This window comes from Deltaproteobacteria bacterium (assembly GCA_016709225.1).
GTDB classification, from domain to species: Bacteria; Myxococcota_A; Polyangia; order Nannocystales; family Nannocystaceae; genus Xiheibacterium; species Xiheibacterium phototrophicum.
The window spans coordinates 2,219,386-2,239,916 of record JADJEE010000002.1 but is presented as its reverse complement, the minus strand read 5'-3'; the positions used below and the strand labels follow the sequence as shown (position 1 = coordinate 2,239,916).

General features: G+C 71.0%; 14 protein-coding genes. 7 read left to right on the top strand and 7 right to left on the bottom strand.

The features are described from left to right. Positions 1–267: 267 nt before the first annotated feature. On the bottom strand, positions 268–1,656 hold the full coding sequence (locus IPH07_23375) for a hypothetical protein (GenBank protein ID MBK6920361.1): 1,389 nt from the start codon (positions 1,654–1,656) through the stop codon (positions 268–270). Positions 1,657–1,878: 222 nt separating this feature from the next. Here IPH07_23375 and IPH07_23370 point away from each other — a divergent pair, with 222 nt between their 5' ends. The 3 genes from IPH07_23370 to IPH07_23360 all read left to right on the top strand — a co-directional run bounded on the left by IPH07_23370 (position 1,879) and on the right by IPH07_23360 (position 7,366). Then, positions 1,879–2,523 (top strand): hypothetical protein, encoded by a 645-nt coding sequence (locus tag IPH07_23370; GenBank protein MBK6920360.1) that lies wholly within the window; start codon positions 1,879–1,881, stop codon positions 2,521–2,523. 405 nt (positions 2,524–2,928) lie between these two features. After that, positions 2,929–4,731 carry an acyl-CoA dehydrogenase gene (locus tag IPH07_23365; protein MBK6920359.1) on the top strand — a complete coding sequence of 601 codons (1,803 nt, stop codon included), beginning with the start codon at positions 2,929–2,931 and terminating at the stop codon, positions 4,729–4,731. Between the two features lie 88 nt (positions 4,732–4,819). After that, on the top strand, positions 4,820–7,366 hold the full coding sequence (locus IPH07_23360) for a S9 family peptidase (GenBank protein MBK6920358.1): 2,547 nt from the start codon (positions 4,820–4,822) through the stop codon (positions 7,364–7,366). Positions 7,367–7,389: 23 nt separating this feature from the next. Here IPH07_23360 and IPH07_23355 read toward each other — a convergent pair whose 3' ends face one another. Both IPH07_23355 and IPH07_23350 read right to left on the bottom strand, forming a co-directional pair. After that, positions 7,390–7,950: a nucleotidyl transferase AbiEii/AbiGii toxin family protein gene (locus tag IPH07_23355; GenBank protein ID MBK6920357.1), complete on the bottom strand. Its 561-nt coding sequence runs from the start codon at positions 7,948–7,950 to the stop codon at positions 7,390–7,392. Continuing rightward, the gene (locus IPH07_23350) at positions 7,943–8,122 is read right to left on the bottom strand and encodes a hypothetical protein (protein MBK6920356.1); all 180 of its coding nucleotides are present in this window, start codon (positions 8,120–8,122) and stop codon (positions 7,943–7,945) included. The genes IPH07_23355 and IPH07_23350 overlap by 8 nt, the downstream gene beginning before the upstream one ends. A 307-nt stretch (positions 8,123–8,429) precedes the next feature. On the opposite strand from IPH07_23350, the gene IPH07_23345 reads away from it, so the two are divergent. Continuing rightward, complete coding sequence (locus IPH07_23345; protein MBK6920355.1) at positions 8,430–8,705, top strand: hypothetical protein; 276 nt, start codon at positions 8,430–8,432, stop codon at positions 8,703–8,705. A gap of 7 nt (positions 8,706–8,712) precedes the next feature. Here IPH07_23345 and IPH07_23340 read toward each other — a convergent pair whose 3' ends face one another. Both IPH07_23340 and IPH07_23335 read right to left on the bottom strand, forming a co-directional pair. After that, complete coding sequence (locus tag IPH07_23340) at positions 8,713–10,806, bottom strand: sulfatase-like hydrolase/transferase (protein ID MBK6920354.1); 2,094 nt, start codon at positions 10,804–10,806, stop codon at positions 8,713–8,715. Between the two features lie 17 nt (positions 10,807–10,823). Further along, positions 10,824–13,769, bottom strand: coding sequence for a serine/threonine protein kinase (locus IPH07_23335; protein ID MBK6920353.1), 2,946 nt, complete (start codon positions 13,767–13,769; stop codon positions 10,824–10,826). 239 nt (positions 13,770–14,008) lie between these two features. Here IPH07_23335 and IPH07_23330 point away from each other — a divergent pair, with 239 nt between their 5' ends. Both IPH07_23330 and IPH07_23325 read left to right on the top strand, forming a co-directional pair. Further along, positions 14,009–15,868: an IgGFc-binding protein gene (locus IPH07_23330; GenBank protein ID MBK6920352.1), complete on the top strand. Its 1,860-nt coding sequence runs from the start codon at positions 14,009–14,011 to the stop codon at positions 15,866–15,868. 35 nt (positions 15,869–15,903) lie between these two features. Beyond that, on the top strand, positions 15,904–17,088 hold the full coding sequence (locus IPH07_23325) for a putative Ig domain-containing protein (protein MBK6920351.1): 1,185 nt from the start codon (positions 15,904–15,906) through the stop codon (positions 17,086–17,088). 230 nt (positions 17,089–17,318) lie between these two features. Here IPH07_23325 and IPH07_23320 read toward each other — a convergent pair whose 3' ends face one another. Together IPH07_23320 and IPH07_23315 are read right to left on the bottom strand one after the other, a co-directional pair. Beyond that, positions 17,319–18,941 (bottom strand): hypothetical protein, encoded by a 1,623-nt coding sequence (locus tag IPH07_23320; protein MBK6920350.1) that lies wholly within the window; start codon positions 18,939–18,941, stop codon positions 17,319–17,321. A 209-nt stretch (positions 18,942–19,150) separates the two neighbouring features. Continuing rightward, positions 19,151–19,948: a helix-turn-helix transcriptional regulator gene (locus tag IPH07_23315; GenBank protein MBK6920349.1), complete on the bottom strand. Its 798-nt coding sequence runs from the start codon at positions 19,946–19,948 to the stop codon at positions 19,151–19,153. A gap of 107 nt (positions 19,949–20,055) precedes the next feature. On the opposite strand from IPH07_23315, the gene IPH07_23310 reads away from it, so the two are divergent. Further along, a complete protein-coding gene (locus IPH07_23310; protein ID MBK6920348.1) occupies positions 20,056–20,421 on the top strand; it encodes a hypothetical protein in 366 nt (121 codons plus the stop codon). Positions 20,422–20,531: the final 110 nt, after the last annotated feature.

Sequence of the window (20,531 nt, the reverse complement as noted above, 5' to 3'; positions counted from 1 at the left end):
ATGACGCGTCGCGACCACGCGTGCGTCAGGCGGCCTGTTGCGTGCGCGCGACACTCGGCACGCGCATCCTTCGCCTGTGAAAACCGTGCGAACGGTGTCGAGGCTAGTACCTCGACACAGCGATAGTGACGGGCCATAACACCGCCCTGACCGCGCCTCGCTGCGTTGCCGCACCTTGAAATACGCCCGGTATTCCGGCGGCACGGCGCCTTGCGGAGTCGCGGCCATGACGGCGTTCTGACCCATCACTATCGCTGTGTCGAGGTACTAGTCGCGCGGCCACGCGCGCCACCAGGGCGGATGCGAGCGCAGGCCGCCACGACGGCGCCACAGCGCGAACAACACCACCGCATAGGCGACCAGCATCGCGATCGTGGTGCCGGTGCCGCCGTCGCCGTCGCGCCAGCCCGAGACGGAGATCGGGATCACCGCCAGGAAGAGCGGCATGCCGAGCGGCACCGCAGCGGTTGCCGCAAGCACGGTGCTGCGCGCGACCGGCCCGCGCAGCTCCGGGTCGACCATGCGCAGCAACGCGAAGCCGGTGGGCATGGTGCCGGTCGAGGTACCGAAGAGCATCAACACGTGGGCGAGTGGCGCGTCGGGGAAGGCGCGACGACCCAGCCACAGCGTCACCACGAGGGTGAACACGCCGCCGGCGGCCGCGATCACGAGGATCGGCGCGAGCCAGGGGCCGATCGCGTCGAGCTCGAGCGCTCCGAGGGCGGCGGCCGTGGTCAGGTCGACCGCCGTGATGGCGATGCGCGAGAGCACGATGTCGTCGAGCGCGAACCACTGGGTGCGATCGACGACGCGACGCAGCGTGATCGCGAGCGCGGAGCCGACCAGGAAGTGGAAGCCCCACACCGTGGCGGCGGCCGAGCTGCCGCTGGGCAGCAGCGAGGTGAGGCTCCAGAGGACTGCGAACACCAGCGCGTAGACACAGCCGATGCACACCGCCGCCAGCGTCAACGGCTCCATGCGTTGCTCGCGTCCGCCGTCGTGGTGCGCGGCCTCGTGGGTATTCGTGCTCGCGGCCTGCGGCGGCTCGATGGGCGTCGGCGGATCGAGCCAACCGCGCCGACGCGCCCACGCCACCAGCGGGATGCCGAGCACGCAGCATGCAGCGAAGCCCAACGCGGCGAACAGCAGGCCGATCTGTGCGCCCTGCACGAAGCCCAGCGCCTCCCACGCGCTGCCCAGCGAGAGCGCTTGGCCGGGGCCCTGCGCGAAGCCCAGCATCAGCATGAAGCCGAAGCCGGGGTGCAGCGCGTCGCCCGTGACGGCCGACCACGCCGCGATCGCGGCGAACCCCAGCAGCGATTGCAGCACCGCCAGCGCGATGAAGCCGAATGCCAGCGAGCGCGCGCCTGGGGTCACGAGCACGCGCGGCGCGGCGCGCAGGCCCAGCGCGATGAACACCACCGCGAAGCCGTGGTAGACCAGCGGCTCGAGCACGGCGCCGCCGAACGCGAGCGAGTGCGGCACCACGTCGAGCGCGCTCGGCCCGACCAGCAGCGCCAGCGCGCCGGCGAGCAGGCCATCGGGGATGCCCAGCCGCCGCAGCGGGGCGATGCGGGCCCGCAGCGTCGCTGCGATCGCGAGGGTGATCGCGAGCACCAGCAGGTTGCCGACGAGCGCGTGACGCCAGAACTCCATGCGATCGAAACCTTGGGCCGACGCCGGCCTGGCGCCGACGCGAGGCGCGATCGTGCAGCGGACGAGCGCCGCACGCCAGCCGGGTCGGCGCACAAAAGTCGCGGCTCGGGGCGAGCACACACCCCTCGGCTCGGTCGGAATCGATCGCCCGATGGCGCCGGCGGTCGCGGCCGTCGCGGCCCCGCGTTGCCGAGCGTGACGCCGCCGTGGTCTACTGCGGTGATGCGAACCTGTGCCCTGGGTGTGATCTTGGCTCTGTGCGCGTGCGTGATCGCCTCCGACGGCGATGACGGTGGCGATGGCAGCGACGGTTCGAGCGGCGGCGGCTCGGCCAGCGGCGCGAGCTCCCAGGGCTCGAGTGCCAGCGCGAGCGCGACGGCGAGCGACACCGCGAGTGCGGGTGACTCGAGTGGCGGTTCGATGTCGGGCTGCGAGAGCGGACCGCTGCCCGAGCCGATCGCCGGCTGCACACCGACCCCTGCGGCGAGCAGCGGCGACCCGTACCAGGACTGCGTCGATCGCATCAACCAGTTCCGCTGGGAGTGTCAGTGCCTGCCACCGCTGGCGCGCTGGACCGACGCCGAGATGTGCACCGACTCGCAGTCCGCCGCCGATCAGCAAGGCGGAGTCGCCCATGCGAACTTCGGCACCTGCGAGGAGTTCGCGCAGAACACCTGCCCCGACTGGCCGTCGACCGATCAGGTCATCGTCGGCTGCTTGCAGGCGATGTGGGACGAGGGGCCGGGCGAGCCCTTCGAAGAACACGGTCACTACATCAACATGTCGAACACCGAGTACACCAAGGTCGCCTGCGGCTTCTCGGAGTCCGGCCAGGGCATCTGGGCGAACCAGAACTTCTCGTTCTAGTACCTCGACACAGCGATAGTGATGGGTCAGAACGCCGTCATGGCCGCGACTCCGCAAGGCGCCGTGCCGCCGGAATACCGGGCGTATTTCAAGGTGCGGCAACGCAGCGAGGCGCGGTCAGGGCGGTGTTATGGCCCGTCACTATCGCTGTGTCGAGGTACTAGGCGCGCGGGCGTCGAGCGGCGCGGGCTGCTGGTGTGCCCGTGGTCGGCGAGGCGGACGCAGCGCGTACCGCCTCGACGTCCCGCGTCGTGCAGGCTGCTCGAGGGTTCGGAGCGCGGCCCCGCGCCGGCGGCTCGCCCCGCGCCCCCAGAGCGCGGCAGCCATGCAGCGCTGCAGTGCGATGGTGCAGTCGCGCCCTACCCAAAGTTGGTGATCGGCGGCTATTCTCTGCGCCGAAATCCCATGAGCACGCCGTTTCGCGTCGACCTGGACGATCTCGAGTTCATCTTCTTCGAGCAGCTGCGCGCGCACGAGCGCCTGGTGCAGTTCGAACCCTACCGTGAGCTCGATGCCGACACGTATCGCGCAACCTTCGCAGAGGCCGCCCGCCTCGCGACCGGCGTGCTGAGCCCGATCAACAGGGTCGGTGATCGCGAGGGTTGCAAGCTCGACGGCGAGGGCAACGTGACCACGCCGACGGGCTTTCGTGGCGCGTGGCGGCAGATGGCCGAGGGCGGCTGGATTGCCCCGTCGGCGCCGGTCGAGCTGGGCGGCGCTGGCATGCCGCGCTGCGTGACGATGGCGGTCAACGACATGTTCGATGCCGCCGCGATCGCGTTCATGATGTACCCCGGCCTCACCGCCGCAGCCGGGCGGATGGTGCGTGCGTTCGGGCCGGAGAACACCCGCGACATGGTTGCGGGCAAGCTGTTCGGCGGCCAGTGGGGCGGCACGATGTGCCTCACCGAGTCCGGCGCCGGTAGCTCGGTCGGCGACAACCGTGCCCGCGCCACGCCGAGCGACGAGCCCGGGGTGTGGCTGCTCGAGGGCGAGAAGATCTTCATCTCGGGTGGCGACAGTGACCTGGTCGAGAACGTCGTGCACCTGGTGCTCGCGCGCACGCCCGACTCGCCCAACGGCACCAAGGGCCTGTCGCTGTTCCTGGTGCCCAAGTTCATGTTCGACGAGGGCGGCAAGCTCGGCGCGCGCAACGGCGCGAAGGTCGTCGGCATCGAGCACAAGATGGGCATCAACGGCTCGGCCACCTGCACGCTGGCGCTCGGCGCCGACACACCGTGCAAGGGCTGGATGGTCGGCAAGGAGCGCGAGGGCATCGCGCTCATGTTCCACATGATGAACGAGGCCCGCATCGGCGTGGCGGGGCAGGGCACCGCGATCGCCGGCGCCGCGTACCACTACGCGGTGGACTACGCGAAGGACCGCGTGCAGGGCACCAAGCTGACCAAGCGCGACAGCGATGCCGAGCGCGTGGCCATCACCTCGCACCCCGACGTGCGCCGCATGTTGATGACGCTCAAGGTCATCGCCGAGACCACCCGCGCAGCGTGCATCCGCATGGTGTTCCTGCACGACATCGCGCGCAACACCACCGACGAGCAGGAGCGCGCGCGCTGCGAGGCTCGGCAGGACATCCTCATCCCCGTGCTCAAGGCCCACTGCACCGACCTCGGCTTCGAGATGGCCGCGCTGGCCGTGCAGGTCTACGGCGGCTATGGCTACCTCGGCGAGTACCCGGTCGAGCAGCTGGTGCGCGACGCGAAGATCCAGTCGATCTACGAGGGCACCAACGGCATCCAGGCGCTCGACCTGGTCGGTCGCAAGCTGCGGGCCCAGGGCGGCGCGGTGTTCATGGGCTGGATGAGCGAGGCGCAGGCCGAGCTCGCGGCCGCCGGCGCCGAGGGCTTCACCGCCCAAGCCGACGCGATCGGAAAGTCGCTCGCGCAGCTCGGTGCGTGCGCGATGCACCTCGGCAAGACCGCGGCCGGCGGCAACGTCGACGGTGCGTTCATCTATGCGGTCCCGCTGCTGCGCACGATGGGCGTGATCCAGCTCGCCTTCGAGGCGCTCGAGCAGGCCCGCGTGGCCAAGCGGGCGATCGCGGCCAGCGGCGAGACCCCGCTGCTGCGCGGCAAGCTGCTCAACCTCGACTTCTACGTCGCCCACATCCTGCCGCAGGCGATCGCGACCGCCAAGAGCGTGCAGTCGGGCGACGAGAGCTGCCTCGATCCATCGCTCTTCACGTGAGGTGACCTTGTCGATCCGCGCCCCGCTTCCTCGCCGTGCCCCGCTGTCGCGGGGCCTCCTGTCTGCTCTGCTGGCCGGCGCGCTGGCGATGGGAATGGGCGCCGGCGTGCTCCGGGCCGAGGATCGCTACCAGCAGGCCGCGCCGCAGGTGCGCGCGGTACTCGACACACCCGCGCCGCCGTCGGTGCGGGTGCCCTCGGTCGGTGCGTACGCGCTCGCGACCCGCACGCTGCGCTACCCGCCGATCGCCGAGCTCGCGCGACCGCTGCTCAAGCTCGCGGGCGTGCGCATCGATCCCGAGAACCGCTCGCACCACGGCCAGCGGCACGTGGTCGAGCTGTCGATGCTGACGCTCGCCGACGGCGTGACGCGTCCGGTGGCGCTGCCGGCCGGTGCTCGCGTGGACGACATCCAGTGGAACGCAGCCGGCACCAAGGCGGCCTTCACGGTCGTCGAGGATGGCGCGGTGCAGCTGTGGCTGCTCGACGCCAAGACTGCAAAGGCGCGCCGGGTCGGCAAGCTCGCGCTGAATCCGATGATCGGTGAGGCGCTGCAGTGGCTGCCCGACGGGCAGTCGCTGTTGGTGCAGCTGGTGGTCCCGGGCGCGCCACCCAAGCCCGCGCCTGCGCCCGCCGGGCCCCGCATCGAGTCGAGTGCGAAGGCGGCGGCCGCCAGCAGCACGTACGAGTCCCGCGACCTGCTGCGCACGCCCCACGAGGCCGATCTTTTCCAGCACTACGCGACGTCGCAGCTGGCGATCGTCGAGGCCAGCGGCCGCACGCGCAAGCTCGGTGCGCCCGCGGTCTACGGCAACACCGAGGTCTCGCCCGACGGCAAGCACCTGCTCGTGCATCGCATCGAGCGGCCGTACTCGCTGACGCGGGCCTACTGGCGCTTCCCCACCGATGTCGAGGTCTGGGACCTGCGGGGCCACGTGGTCGAGACCATCGCGGAGCTGCCGCTGGCAGACGCGGTGCCGGTCGATGGCGTCCGCGTGGGCCCGCGCGACGTCGGCTGGCGACCGACCGCACCGTCGACGTTGGTGTGGGCCGAGGCCCAGGACGGCGGCGACACCTACAAAGAGGTCGCGCACCACGACCGCGTGATCACCAAGCCGGTCGGCAAGCCGGCGACGACGTGGTTCGAGACCAAGCAGCGCTTCGGCGGCATCGCGTGGTTCGACGACGGCAAGCACGCGCTGGTCTCGGAGGTCGATCGCGATCGACACCGGCTCCTCACCAAGCTGATCGAGGTCGATGGCTCGGCCACCGCCGCCCGCACGGTGTGGGATCGCAGCTACGACGACCGCTATGGCGACCCCGGCGCGCCAGTGTATCGCGTGAGCGCCGATGGCAGCTGGTTGGTGCAGGTCGATCGCGGTGCGATCTACCTCGTGGGCGAGGGCGCCACGTCCGAGGGCGATCGACCGTTCCTCGATCGCCTCGACCTCGCGACGCTGGAGACCGAGCGACTGTTCCGCTCCGATGCGACGGGCGTCGAGCGCTTCGTGCGTTGGCTCGATCCTGTCGCGGGCACGTTCTTGACGCTGCGCGAGACGCCGGACACGCCGCGCAACCTCGTCACGCGGACGCTCGGGGCCCCGGTCGCGAAGCCCGGCAAGGCTGACGCGGTGCGCAGCAGCACCGCGGTGGCGCTGACCCACTTCGAAGATCCCACGCCGCAGCTGCGCGCGGTCACCAAGAAGCTCGTGAAGTACGAGCGTGCCGACGGCGTGCCGCTGTCGTTCACGCTGTACCTGCCGCCCGGCTACGAGGCGGGCACGCGCCTGCCCACGGTGTTCTGGGCCTACCCGCTCGACTACACCGACAAGTCCCACGCCGGGCAGGTCGACGCTGCGCCGCAGGAGTACACCGCGGTGGTCGGGCCGTCGCCGATCTTCCTCGCGCTGCAGGGCTACGCTGTGCTGGACAACGTGTCGATGCCGGTGGTCGGGCCCACGCAGAGCGCCTACGACGACTTCCTGCCGCAGGTGGAGGCCAACGCCAAGGCCGCGATCGACAAGGCCGTCGAGCTCGGCGTCACCGATCGCGAGCGCGTGGGCGTGATGGGCCACAGCCACGGCGGCTTGATGACCGCCAACCTGCTGGCCTGGACCGATCTGTTCCGCGCCGGCGTCGCGCGCAGCGGCGCGTACAACCACACCATGCGGCCGTTCGGCTTCCAGAACGAGCGACGCAGCCTCTACCAGGCCCCGCAGACGTATCTGCAGCTGTCACCGGTCGTGCATGCCGAGCGCATCGACGAGCCGCTGCTCATCATCCACGGTGAAATCGATGCCAACCCCGGCACCGTACCCCTGCAGTCGGAGAAGCTCTTCGAGGCGGTGCGCGGCGTCGGTGGCACCACGCGATTGGTGATGCTGCCGTTCGAGTCCCACGGCTACGTCGCGCGCGAGTCGGTCGAGCACGTGATCGCCGAGACCACCGCGTGGTTCGATCAGCACGTGAAGGACGCGGGCCCGCGCAAGCCCAAGCCGAAGGTCGCGATGAAGCCGACGCCCGCGGCCGGGGCGAAGCCGGTCGTCGCGAAGCCGGCTGCCGCGGCCACGAGTGCGAAGCCGTGCGAGCCCGAGCGTCGCCGGGGACGTCGGGCCAAGCGACGCGCGCCACGGTAGTGTAGCGCACGGCACGAGCCGCCTCAGTCGGTGGCGGCCCGCACCAGCGCCCAGAGGTCGTCGAGCCCGCGCTGGATGATCATCGACTGCAGTTGCTCCGTGTCGATCTGCGCGCCCGAGGCTTCCAGCATCCGGCGGATGTCGTGGACGTGCTTCTCGCTTCCGCCCTCTCGGTAGAACTCGAGCTTGCGGACGATGACATACTCGGGCGGCGCGACACTCAGCGCCTGGCTCCCGAGGTGCAGACGACGTCGACGCTGCATGGCCCACCGGTGAAGCGGGTCGCGACCGGCGATGTAGACGTCGGCTCTGAAGCCGGTCTCGTGATGGATGATGTTGAAGTGGCCCCGATGCCCCCGGAGGATTTCGACGCGCACGACCTCGGCGGGTGCGCAGTAGAAGAGTTCGTCCGGGAAGGCGGCCACGAGGGCGGGGATCTCTGCGACCTGCAGTGTCACCACCAGATCGATGTCGTTCGTGAGCCGGGGTTCACCGTAGGCCATCGCGGCGACGCTTCCCACGATCATCGACTCGATGCCGGCCTGGTCGAGACGCGACACGAAGACGGCGAACAAGTCATCCATGTCGGAACAAGAAGGCCTCGCGGACGGCCGCTGCGATGGCCTGCTCGGACCAGTCAGGGTGTACCGCGCGCAGGGCCGCTGCCTTGAACGCGCGCGCCGACCAGTAGAGCCGGAGAGCGGTCTGCAGGCGCTGCTCTGGCGTCGTGGTCGGCGCTGTCGGTGGTGCGGACAAGGCGGTCGACGGCAGCCTAGCACGCGCGGTTCGCTTTCGAGCGGTGGGGTCGCATGGCGTCGGTGCGGGTGGCCCGATCCGGCCAAGTGGGCCGGCCAACGGGCCACCCTGGCCACCCTTGCGGTCGCGTGAAGACGGCGGAATCACGCGCCGCGTCGTGGGCACGCGTCGTGTACACGGCGCCCGGCATCATGACGATCACCACGATCCTTCCCCGCGGCATCGCGATGCTGCTCACCGTGTCCTGCCTCTTCACCACCGCCTGCAACGACGACGACAGCGAGAGAAGAGCTCGAACACCGCCGGCATGATGCCAGCGGGCAACGGTGCTGGCGATGGTGGCGCGGCCGCGGGCGATGACGGTGGTGCGGTCGACAATGTCGGCGCGTGCGAAGACCTGGCCGCGGAGCTGAAGTGCGACGGCGGCATCGATGTCTCGACTGCGCTGCCGTGCTCCAGCTACGGCTCGTACGCGTGCGATCTGGCGCCCTACTTCGACTGTGTGGCCGATGCGTGGAGCTGCGACCCGAGCCAGCTCGATCCGGCCGCGCTGATGGCCTGCACCGGCAAGCTGACTTGTTGATCGCGAATCAGTCGATGCCGACGACCTGCAGCGGTGGCGCGTCGACGTAGCGCCGCAGCTGCTCGGTCCATGCCGTGGGGTCGATCTGTGCGGCCACGGCCTGGGGTGGCGTCTCGGGTCGCTGCAGGTCGAGCAGGCCCAAGGCCTGCTTGGTGCGCTCGAGCACCAGCTCGCGGGTGCCGTCGGTGAGGCCGGCCTGATCGAAGAGCACCGCACCATCGAAGCTGCGGTGCCAGGTGTCGACGAAGACGCGGCGATCGCCGGGGATCGGCGCGCCCGCGAGGTCGAGGCCATCGAGATAGCCCGGCGCCGGGGTCTGCGTCTGTGCGAGGATGGTCGGCACCAGATCGAGCGTGCTGACCACCGCGGGCTCGCGGCCGGCGGGTAGGCCGGTGCCGCCGATCACGAGCGGCACCTGGATGACGCCGCGGCCGAGGTCGAAACCGTGCATGCGGTCGTTGGCCTGCAGCGACTCGCCGTGGTCGGCGGTGACGACCCACACCAGCGCGGGCGTGCGCTCGGTCGCGGCCCGCAGGAGGCGATCGAGCTGGGCATCGACGAAGCGGATCTCGTGGTCGTAGCCGGCCACGAGGTCATCACCGAAGCGGGGCACGTCGGCGTGCTCGGTGTTGGGCGAGTGGGGGCCGAACAGGTGCACCCACAGGAAGAACGGGCGGTCGGCCGGCAACGAGGCGAGGGTCTCGATCGCGAGGTCGACCACGAGGTCATCGGGATCGCGGCCGCGGATCGCGTCGGCGTCGACGAAGCGATCGAAGCCGAGGTCGGTACCGAGCGAGGGATCGAGCAGCTCGGAGAAGCGATCGTCGACCACCGCTGCGGTCACCATGCCGCGCCGCCGCAGCCACCACGACAGCGGCGGTGCACCGCCGTCGGGCAGCAAGAAGGTCTGCACACCCTGCTCGCCGGGATCGAGGGCGATGGGCTCGTCGCGGGCGAACAGTCGCCCGCGGTTGGTTTCGGCGTAGGGCTGCCAGGGCAGACGGCGGGCGTTCACACCGCGCAGCAGCGTGGGGATCGCGATGCTGGTCCACGCACCCGCCGTGAACGCGCGCTCGTAGACCCGCGCGTCGCGGGCCCAGCGCTCGAGCGCCGGCGTGGTCTCGCGCGTGTAGCCGTAGAGGCTGGTGTGGTCGGCCCGCAGGGTCTCGATCGTCACGAGCAGCACGCTCTTGGGCGAGGCTGCGGTGGGGACCGCGACGGCGGCGAGGTCGAACACGTCGGCGATCGCGTCGCCGTCGCTGCAGTTGTCGTCGACGCCGTTGCCGGGGATCTCGACCGCGGAAGGATGCACCTCGGGATCGAAGGGCGCACAGTCGCCGCCGCCGAGCCAGCCGGAGTGACCATCGCCGTCGAAGTCGGTGGCGCGGCGCAACATCGCGATGCCCTCGTCGGCCCACGGTGTGGCCCACACCGCCTGGAGCTCGGCCGTGCCGGACGACAGCGTCGCAAACGGCGTGGCGCCGATCAGCAACGCGAGCGCGACCAGTCGCGCGTCGACGGGCGCCGCGATGCGTCCGCGCCAACCGGCGGCCGCGGCGAATGCGACCAGCGCGAGCGCCGTCGCACGCAGCACGGTGTGCGCGGCGGGGTGGAGGCCGGCAAACAGCAGGCGATCGGCGACACTGGCCGCGACCGCGCCGAGCAGCTGCGCTGCGAGCACCAGACGTCGCCGCTCGGGTGTCGCGTCGACGAAGCGCGGCGCGCCGTCGGCCTGCGGTGCCCACCACCACGCGATCGCGCCGGCGAGCCCGCCCGCGCCGAGGCTACCCGCGATCGCCAACCACGCGAGGCCGGCGTTGCGCGTACCGAGCCGCGCGAACGCGGCCAGCTCGAGCGATAGCCACGCCGCGATTGCGAGCGCGATCAGGGTCAGCATCGCGACGCGGCCGCGCGCGCGCAGACCGGCGAGCAGCCGCAGTAGCCCAAGCCAGATGAGGCCATGCACGCTCGCCCACGCGACCGCGCCGCCGAGCCCGACCGCGATCGCGTGCACGCCGGCGCCACGCAGCGGCAGCTCGAGCGCGGTCGCAATCGCGGCGACGCCGACGAAGGCGAGCACGACATCGGCGCGCCCGGGCATGGTTCGCGCGCGAGAGGTCACGGCGCGGCGTTGGCGAGGGCGGTCGCAGGTGCACGTGCGGCGGCGGCAATGGCGGCCGCGAACGCAGTGCGGTAGAGCGCGCGATCGGCCCGCAGTGTGACGCCGTCGTCGGCCGCCGCGGTGCCGTCGATCGCCGTGTCGACCATCGCGTCGAGCATGCGCTCGAGTGCGGGGTCGTGCACCGTGACGTCGATGGGGCTCTCGATGGGCCGCGTCAGCGCGGCGCGGGCGGCCTCGAGGCGACCTTCGCTGCGCGTGATCAGGGCTTCGAGCCGACGCAGGCTCCGCGGCAAGTCGACGTTCGAGTCACCCTCGCCGGGCAGCGATCGACACGCAGCCAGGTGCACCGCGGCGCCGCGCAGATCACCGCTCGCGAGGTGGGTCCAGCCGGCGAGGTGCTGCGCGCCGACACCAAAGTCGGCCATCGCGTCGGGGGCGTCGGCGAGCGCTGCGATTGCGCGATCGGCCGCCGCGGCGGCGTCGTCGAAGTGCATGCCCAACCATGCCACATGGGCGATGAGCAGCTCGTAGCGGATCCGATCGGGGTGGCTCGGGCCCTGCGTCGACATCACGAGATCGCGGGCCTCGACCGCCAGCGAGGTCGCCTCGTCGAAGTGGCCCAGCTTGGCCTCGGCGCGGGCGGCCGCGTCGAGTCCGACCGCGAGGAACGGGTGGCCGTGCAGACGTCTGCGGATGCGGCCCACGACACCGCGGAAGCCCTCGGCCGCGGCCTCGAAGTCGCCGCGATCGTCGGCCATGCCGGCCTCGATGAACGCGATGGTGGCGAAGCTGAGATCGGTCGGGAGCGCGACGTCGTCGAGGATCGCCGCGGCTCGCTCGAGCATCGCAGGCACCTTGGTGGCGTCGCCGTGCTCGGCCTCCCAGCCCGCCAGCGACATCAGGCAGCGCGCGGCCTCCTCCGACGGCGGCAGGGTCTCGAACACCGCCCACGCGCGGTCGTACATGGCCTTGGCGCCGTCCAGCTCACTGTGCTCGATGAGGATGTACGCGTAGGTGGCGTCGAGCGTGGCGAGGGCCTGACGCGGGTCCGCGACCTGCTCGGTCATCACGCGTGCGTGCGCCAGCAGGCGTTCGGCCTCGGAGCGGTCGCGCAGGTCGCTGCCGACCGCGAGCACGAGGATCGGCATCATCTCGAGCGCGCGGTCGAGCTCGCCGGCCGCGGTCGAGCGGAACACCGCGGTGCGCATGAACTGCACCGCCTCCTCGAAGCGACCGGCCGCGCGCGCGACCTGGCTACGGCGCCACGCGAGCATCGATACCAAGCGATCGTCGCCGAGCGCGTCGGCACGGGTCATCGCGCGCTCCACCCACGCGGGATCGTCGATCGTGCCGGTCGCGCTGACCTCCACGCCGAGCGCGTCGGTGCCCCGCCACAGCTCGGCGAGCTCGCTGCGTTGCGCCGCGGGTCGCGGATCGGCATCGAGCGCGAGGCACCCCTCGGGATCGGGCAGCGCGTCGACCAGCGCGCCGGCGCGGCTGAGCTCGTCGAGCTCGAGCGCCGTCAACGAGCCGATCACACCCTCGGTCTGCGCGAGCTCGCGATCGAGGCACTCGAGCTGGGCGTCGAGCCGCGGCGAAGGCTCGGCGTTGCAGGCCTCCTCCCGCGCGGCGCTCCAGCGGCGCGTGTTGGCCTCGATGCGCACGGCCACGCGCTCGGCGAGGCGCTTCGCATTGGGATCGAGCAAGCTCGCCAGCGCAGTGGTGAGCTGGACCTGCTGTGGCGCCGACCACACCTTCTGCACGTCGACCGGCGCGGCATCGCAGGGGTGCTGCGTGGGGGCGTGGCCGAGCCACAGCGCCAGCGGCACGGTCGCGGCCGCGAGCAGGCTCGCTGCCTGCACGGGTCTGCGCGGGGCGCAGGCGCGTCGCATGACGTCGAGCAACGTCGCGAGATCGGCGTGGCGCTGCTCTGGGCGTGCCGCGAGCCCGCGACGGAGCACCGCCTGCACCGCGCGTGGCACTGGGCCTTTGCGCCGCGGCACGATCGCGGCGTGCTTGCGTCGCGACAGCTCCGCGAGCCCGGCGGCGGCGAACGGCGGCTCGCCGAACAGCGCCGCGAACAGCGACACGCACCACGCGTACTGATCCGCCGCCGGTCCCGCGACGTGACCGTCGTGCTGCTCGGGTGCCATGTAGATCGGCGTGCCGACGATGCGGGACGCGCGGGTGTGGCTGCCGGAGCCCGCGTCGTCGTCGTCACCGTCGTCGCTGCGACCGTCGAGCAACTCGCCGGTCGCGTCGGCGAGCTCGAGCGCGATCTCCTGGGCTTCGTCGGCGAGCCCGAAGTCGATGAGCACCACGCGATCGTCGTCGGTGATGAGCACATTGTCCGGCTTGAAGTCGCGGTGCACGATGCCGGCGGCGTGGGCGGCCACGAGGCCCAGCGCCGCCTGCTCGAACACCGCGATGATCTCGCGCCACGGTCGCGGCCCACGATCCAACCACTGCCGCAGCGTCACGCCACGCAGCCGCTCCATCACCAGGAAGACACCGAGCTGCCCCTCGCCGCTGTCGCGGGCGCGCGCGTCGTGGCCGTAGGTGGTGGTGCCCGCGTCGTAGACCTCGACGACGTTGGGGTGCCGCAGCTTCGCGAGCGCCTGCGCCTCGCGCTGCAGCGCCTTCTGCCACGCCGCGCCGCGCTCGTCGCGATCGCGCGTCGGTAGCACGACCTTGATCGCGACCTCGCGACCGAGCTCGGGATCGTCGGCGAGCAGCACCAGCCCGCAGCCACCGTGGCCGAGTCGACGCCGCACCACGTAGCGACCGATCTGCACGTCGCGGACGCGACCGAGCATCCCCGCCATGACGGCGCGCATCGCCATCTGCATCTCGATGTCCGGGATGCCGTGGGCCCGCGCCGATGCCGAAGTCGGTTCGGCCCGCGGCGCCCTCGGCCGCTCGCTGTGGACGGGGGAGTCCATGCCGCTTGCGATTGGACACCATTATCCGCCCGCGCACCGGGGTCGGGTGCAGCGTCGCGGCCCGCGGGCCCCTCGCTCGCGCGCAAGCAGCCGCGGGAACCCTGTTCGCGGCAGTGTCGGCGGCCGCAAGGGACCCACGGCGCGCCGCGCGGTCGCGCGCGGTGGTCATCCGTACAGCCGCATGCATGGACGCCCGCGGCCCGACTCGGCGAATCTCTGGCGTGGGGGCGATGATCTCGATGCAGACCACGACGACGGCGCGGGCGCGATGGGCCGGTGCTTTGGCGATGCTCGCGGCGTGTGGCGGCGACACCGGGGCCGCGACGACGGCGGCGACCGGTGCGAGCACGGGCGCGAGCGCGGGCAGCGAAGACAGCGGCACGCACGGCACCACCGGCGTCGCCACCGGCGAGACGATCGGCACCGGGGTCGATGGCAGCGGCAGCAGCGGCAGCAGCGGCGGCGGCGTGAAGTTCGACTTCGCGGTCGAGCCCGATCTGCCGCCACCCGACTGCCTCACCTGCTCGGCCGACTTCCACGAGGTGCTCACCTGCGACGGCGCGCCCGTGACCGGCTGCGTCGGCACGCAGGGCTGCGACCTGGCGACCGGCACGTGCATCGATGCGTGCACGGCGGCCGCCAACAACCGCCAGTCGATCGGCTGCGAGTACTACGCCACCTTCATGCAGCACTGGGATGGTCCCGGCAATCGCTGCTTCGTCGCGTTCGTCGCCAACACCTGGAACACGCCGGCGACGATCGAGGTGAGCTACCAGGGCACGGCGCTGACGGTCGATGACTTCGCGCGCATCCCCAACGGCACCGGGCCCGGACTCACCTATGACGCGTACGACGGTGCCGTCGGGCTCGCGCCGGGCGAGGTCGCGATCCTGTTCCTCAGCGGTCCGCAGGGCGCGGGGCCAGCGTGCCCGGTGGCGTCGGCGGTGCCGAGCGGCGTCGCTGTGACCGGCACCGGCATCGGCGACGCGTTCCGCATCACCACCGATGTACCGGTGGTGGCCTACCAGATGAATCCCTATGGCGGCGGCAGTGCGGCGGTCACCGGCGCGTCGCTGTTGTTGCCGACCAGTGCCTGGGACACCAACTACGTGGTCGTGAACCCGCAGGCGGCCAGCATCGGCGTGCCGACGGCGAACATCGTGGCGCAGGTCGATGGCACCACCGTGACGATCGAGCCGACTGCGGCGATCGTCGGCGGCACGGGCGTGCCCGCGACGCCGGCGGGCGTGAGTGTCGACGTGCTGCTCGATCGCGGCCAGCACCTGCAGCTGACGCAGAGCGCCGAGCTCACCGGCTCGATCGTGCAGACCGACCAGCCGGTGGGGCTGATGGGCGGCCACACTGGCATGCAGGTGCCGGTCGGGACCCCGTACTCCGACCACGCCGAGCAGATGATCCCGCCGGTGCGCTCGCTCGGGCACGAGTATGTGGGGGTGATGCACCGCCCGCGCGTGGACGAGCCCGCGCTGTGGCGCGTGGTCGGGGTCGTCGACGGCACCGATCTGACGTGGAGCACGAACATCGCCGGATCGCCGATGAGTGTGCAGCGCGGGGAGGCGGTCGATTTCATCAGCGCCGATCCGTTCGTGGTCGAGAGCCAGGACGCCGACCACCCCTTCGTGCTGCTCGAGCTGATGAGTGGCTCGCAGTGGCAGCCCAGCATCAGCGGCTACGGCGACTCGGACTTCGTGCTCGGGGTCCCGCCGGAGCAGTACATGCCGCGCTTCGTGTTCTTCACCGACCCGACGTATCCCGAGACGAACCTGGTGGTGGTGCGAAGGGCGGTGAACGGCAGCTTCGCCGACGTCGATCTCGATTGCTTGGGTGTGCTCGACGGCTGGGAGAGCGTGGGCAACTACGAGTGGACGCGTGTGGATCTCTCGACCGGCAACTTCATGTCGGTCGATGGCTGCGACAACGGTCGCCACGAGATGACGAGCGCGGGCCGCTTCGGGCTGTGGGTGTGGGGCTGGGGCACGCCGCTGACGACACCGAACACGCAGAACGTTTCGTACGGTTACCCCGGCGGGATGAACGTGCAGCCGATCAACGACGTCGTGCTCGACCCCGAGGGCTGACGTTTTCGCGCGCGCCTTCGTGTTAGCGTGGGAACATGCGCTTGCCTTGTCGCCCGATCCTGATCGGCGTGTCGGCGTGGTCCTTGGGGTGCGGCGAAGCCGACGGCGTGGGCGGTAGCTTCACGACGGCGCCGACGGGTACGAGCAGCGAAGGCAGCAGCAGCAGCAGCAGCGAGGGCGGCGCGTCGTCGAGCACGGCGGTCGCCGACAGCTCGAGCTCCGCGGCGCCGGCGATGTTGGTGGTCGAGTGCGGCGAGGTGCCGCCGGCGGCGGTGGGGGCGACGTTCTCGTTCACGCCGAGCTTGAGCGGTGACCACGGCTCGGCACTGTGGTCGGCCGAAGGGTTACCGGCCGGGCTGGTGTCGGCGCAGATCGGCGGAACGATCTACGGCACGCCCGCGGAAGCGGGGAGCTACGACGTCGAGGTCACCGCGAGCGAGGAGGGTGCGATCGCGACGGCGACATGCACGATCGCGGTGGGGCCGGCGATCTCGATCGACCTCGATGCGCTCGGCAAGCCCTGCCTCGAGCCGGGCGACGATCCGAGCGCGCTGGTGGTCGGTGGCGATGGCTCGCCGCTGTCGTGCTCGGTGCCGCCGGGCAGCGGCAACGGCATCATCGCGCCCGGGCTCGCGGTGGATCCGGACACGTGCATGATCACCGGCACGATCGACGCCGCCGATGGCGACAACTACGGCACGTGGGCGTGGATGACCCGCATCGAGCAGGCGGGCGTGAAGACGTGGGTGCCTTACTGCGCGACCCAGGCGGAGCCGCCGATGCCGGGCTATGTGATCGACGGCGATCACTCGGGGCAGGTCGGCAACATCCTCGATCCCGCGGTCGGCACGTTCGTGCCGGGCGAGCCGATCGCGTGGGCGGGTGGCGGCGCGGCGACGGTGCGGGTGACGGGGCCGTGTGGCAGCAACTCGTGCTACCACGGGGTGCTGCTCTCGATCGCGGGCTCACCGTTCGACGACGTGTCGCTCGATCCGATCACGACGCTCCACGATGTCAGCGACGCACCGATCGGCCTGGCCCACGAGTTCAGCGCGAGCGGGCCCCCGGTCGCGGCGGGGTTCGAGGCACGAGCGTGGGTGCAGTCGTGGTACGTGCGCTACTGCATCGCGCCCGACGCGGTCACGTGTGCGGACGGCACGGCGATCGACGCCAACGGCCAGGGCTCCCTGCGGTTCGCGACGATCATGCGACCGCAGTGACGCGCGGTTCGGTTCAGCCACCCACATCGCGAGGCGTCCGTCACGTACGGGCGCGTCGCGGCCGGGTGCGGTCACCCGGCCGCGCCCGCTCAGCCCACGCCTACCAAGCAATGGGGAAGGGCGGCCCGCCCTTCCCCTCCGTCGGGCCGAGCCCGCCGGAGTCCTCCCCATCCCTCATCGCTTCGCTCCTTGCCTTCGTCGCGGGTGAACGCTTCGCGTTCATCCGCAACTCAGTCGCCCTGGACCATCGTCGAACCGAGCGTTCGGGGGATCAGCGCGTCGGGGATCCGAGCTCCCGGCGTCGCCATGGCCTCGCGGATCGCGTCTTCGTGCTCGGAGTACTTCGCGATCAGGCGGTCGGCGTAGGCGCCGAACCGACGGTCGCGATTCGCACGCTTCTCCTCGAGCAGTGCCGCCTTGAGTGTCGCCAGCTGCTTCATCCGCGGCTCGCCGATCGCCTTGATGATGCTGGCGCGCGCCGCAGCGAGTTGCTTGTCGCGCGAACCATCGGCGATCGACTTCGCGGTCGCGGGTACGAACTTCTCTGCGTGCGTGCGGAGCACCGAGCGCACGTGGGCCTCGTGGGCGATGAAGGCCTGCTTGCGCTTCTCGGTGATGCGAGTCATCGGCGCACGGATCGCTGCGGGTAGCTTGGCAATTCGCGCGGCGTCCCACTTCACCGTGACCTTGAGCGGGCTGGCGTCGAAACCATCGAGCTGGTTGCCGATGGTGTGGCGCTGCGCGTCGACACCAATCACGTGCTCGAGGGTCTTGGGGATCCGGTGCAACGCGTCGGGGGCCGGATTCCAGATCATGTGGCAGCTGGGGTTCTTCTTCATGAACCAGGTCTCGAACTGAGGCCACGAGTGGATGCCGCTCTGGGCCGCCGGTGGCCCACCGTCGATGTCCTTGCCGGTGCCCGACTTCAGCGCCGACCACAGCGCATCGAAGCCGCCGCATGCCTTCGATAGCCGCAACAGGCGAGAGGCCACCTCGCCCTCGTACTCGAATTTTCCGCTGCCCTGGATCGGATCCCAGTTCTCGACGCGCTTCTTGTCGTTCTCGTCGAGGAACGTGGAGTGATAGATCGCCCAGCCCTCGTTGAATGCGAAGCCGAGATTCGAGCGGTACGGCTTGCCGTCGATGTACATGCCGTGGGTACGGGCGTACTGGAATAGCATCAGATCGCCGATGAAGTGCGGCTCTCCGCCGTCTTGCGCGTGGCGGATGCGGTGGCCGAACTCGTGGAAGACTGCGGTGGTGTCGAAGTAGTCGCCGGGCCAGTGGATTGCATCGATGCCGGTGTACGGGACGCCGCCCTCCAACACCTCGGGCACCAGCACGTCGACCATGCCGTCGTTGCGGGGGATCTTCGCGTCGCCGCTCAACGCGGTGAAGTTCGCGTACTGGCGCTGCGCGTAGGCGAAGAGCCGCGGATAGAGCGCTTCGTCGCTCTCGAAGCGCCACTGACCGAAGTCGATGGTGCCGGCCCGATCCTCGCGCGCCGCGGTGAGCCCGAAGTGCGTGAAGCCCCACAGGTTGTGGATGTCGACGCGGTCGTTCTCCCACAGGATGAACTTGATGTAGGGGTCCGGCTTGTCGCAGCCGTCGCAGACGGTCCACGAGTCTTCGGCCTTGCCGGTGAGGTCGAAGCGACCGTCGGCGTTGGTCTTGCCGACCGCCATGACCTCGTCGAAGTCGATGTCTTGGTCCATCAGCTGCACCCGCACGCGCGGGTTGGGGCGCAGCGGCCCGCTGTTGCCCTCCGCATCGCGATACACCAGGCGGCCGGTGGCGTGGACGGTGTACTCGGCGCGGGCGTTGCCGGCGAGGCCGAGGACTGCGAGCCCCAAGCTCGTAGCGCGAATGGAACTGCGCGGTGTCATGGCGGGGGTGAGACCGGGCTTCTCGAGTTGTGACACCACCATTGCGTCGCGACAGCGGCCCCCGCCGGCGGTTGCCGGGCGGAGATGAGCTCGTTCACCCGGGGTCGCCCGCGCGCAGGCACGCTGCGCCGCGCAGGCCAAGGAGCTCGCGCACCGCTCGTGCATCGCGCCCGCGTTCAGCCAGCCGCTGCGGCGTCGCGGAAGAAGGCGGCGCTGGCCTCGTCGGCGGGGAACATCAGCTCGACGCGGAGCTCGGAGGCCGTGACCTCGACGGCGGTGTCGAAGCGCAGCACCGCGCCGATGGTGCGGACTCGGCGATCGCCGATGCGCAGCCGTGGGCACGCGAAGGGCATGTCGGCCGCCGGTGGCGTGGGCGCGAGCGAGGCCCGCTGCGCCAGCGTCTCCGCGCGGCGCAGGAGCTTGGTCGAGCGCGGATCTGCGGTCTGTCGGACCTCGCGACGCAGCGTGTCGAGCAGGGCGGTCGAGACCTCGGGCCAGTTCTCGATCATCGCGCGCAGCGGCCCGGGGCGGAACCACAGGTCGATGATTGCGGTCGGGTCCATCTGCGCGAGATCGGGGAACAGCCGCGCGGCGGCCCGATTGGCGCCGAGGATCCGCAGACCCGTGCCGTAGATCCACGCGGGATAGGGCTCGTGCGACGCGAGCACGCGCTGCAGCACGGCGGTGAGCGGCGAAGCGGAGCGATCGTCGTCGAGCCCGAGACTGGGGTACTCGGGGGCGAGGCCCGCTGCCACCAGCATGGCGTTGCGATCGCGCAGCGGGATGTCGAGCGCGGCCGCGAGGCGCAGCACCAGCTCACGGCCCGGGCGTGAGCGACCGGTCTCGAGGAACGAGAGGTGGCGGGGGGTCGTGCCCGCGGTGCTCGCGAGCTGCAGCTGCGTCGCGCCACGTCGGCTGCGCCACAGCGCGAGCAGGCGACCGAACGCGGGCGGAGTCGAAGCGCGTGCGACCACGGCGGGACTCTACCGGACCCGCTGGCCGGCTGCTGCACCACGCCTGTGGGTTCGATTGTCACGGGCGCGTGGTCAGATCCGGGCATCGGGCACTTACGTTGTCCGCGATGTTGGGGCTCGTGCTCGAGTGGGTGAGACCGCTCTTCGACGGCCATGGACCCACGATCGAAGGGCCACCGCCCCCACCACCGCCACCGCTGCCGCCGGGGCTCGCCACCGTCGTCGTGGTGCTGACGGCGTTCGCAATGCTGTGCTGGATGCTGCGCTGGGCCTCGCGCCGCTTCGGCGTGGGTGCCCGCCACGCCGCGCGCATCGGGCTGCTGAGCGGCGCCATCGGCAACGCGTTGATGGACCTGGCGGCGGTGATGCAGCCGGATCGCCCGCGCATGGAGGAGATCCAGCAGCTGCGCCAGACGGCAGTCCGTCCCGAGGAAGGGCGCACCCGCGCCCGGGGGCAACGCGCAGGATCGTGAGATCGCCGTCTCATCGCGGAAGCGGTGGGGACGAGATCGCGATCGTGCGGATCGAGCTTGCGACTGGTCGAGCCCTGGTGACTCGCCACCATGCTTGATGGGAGGGGTCG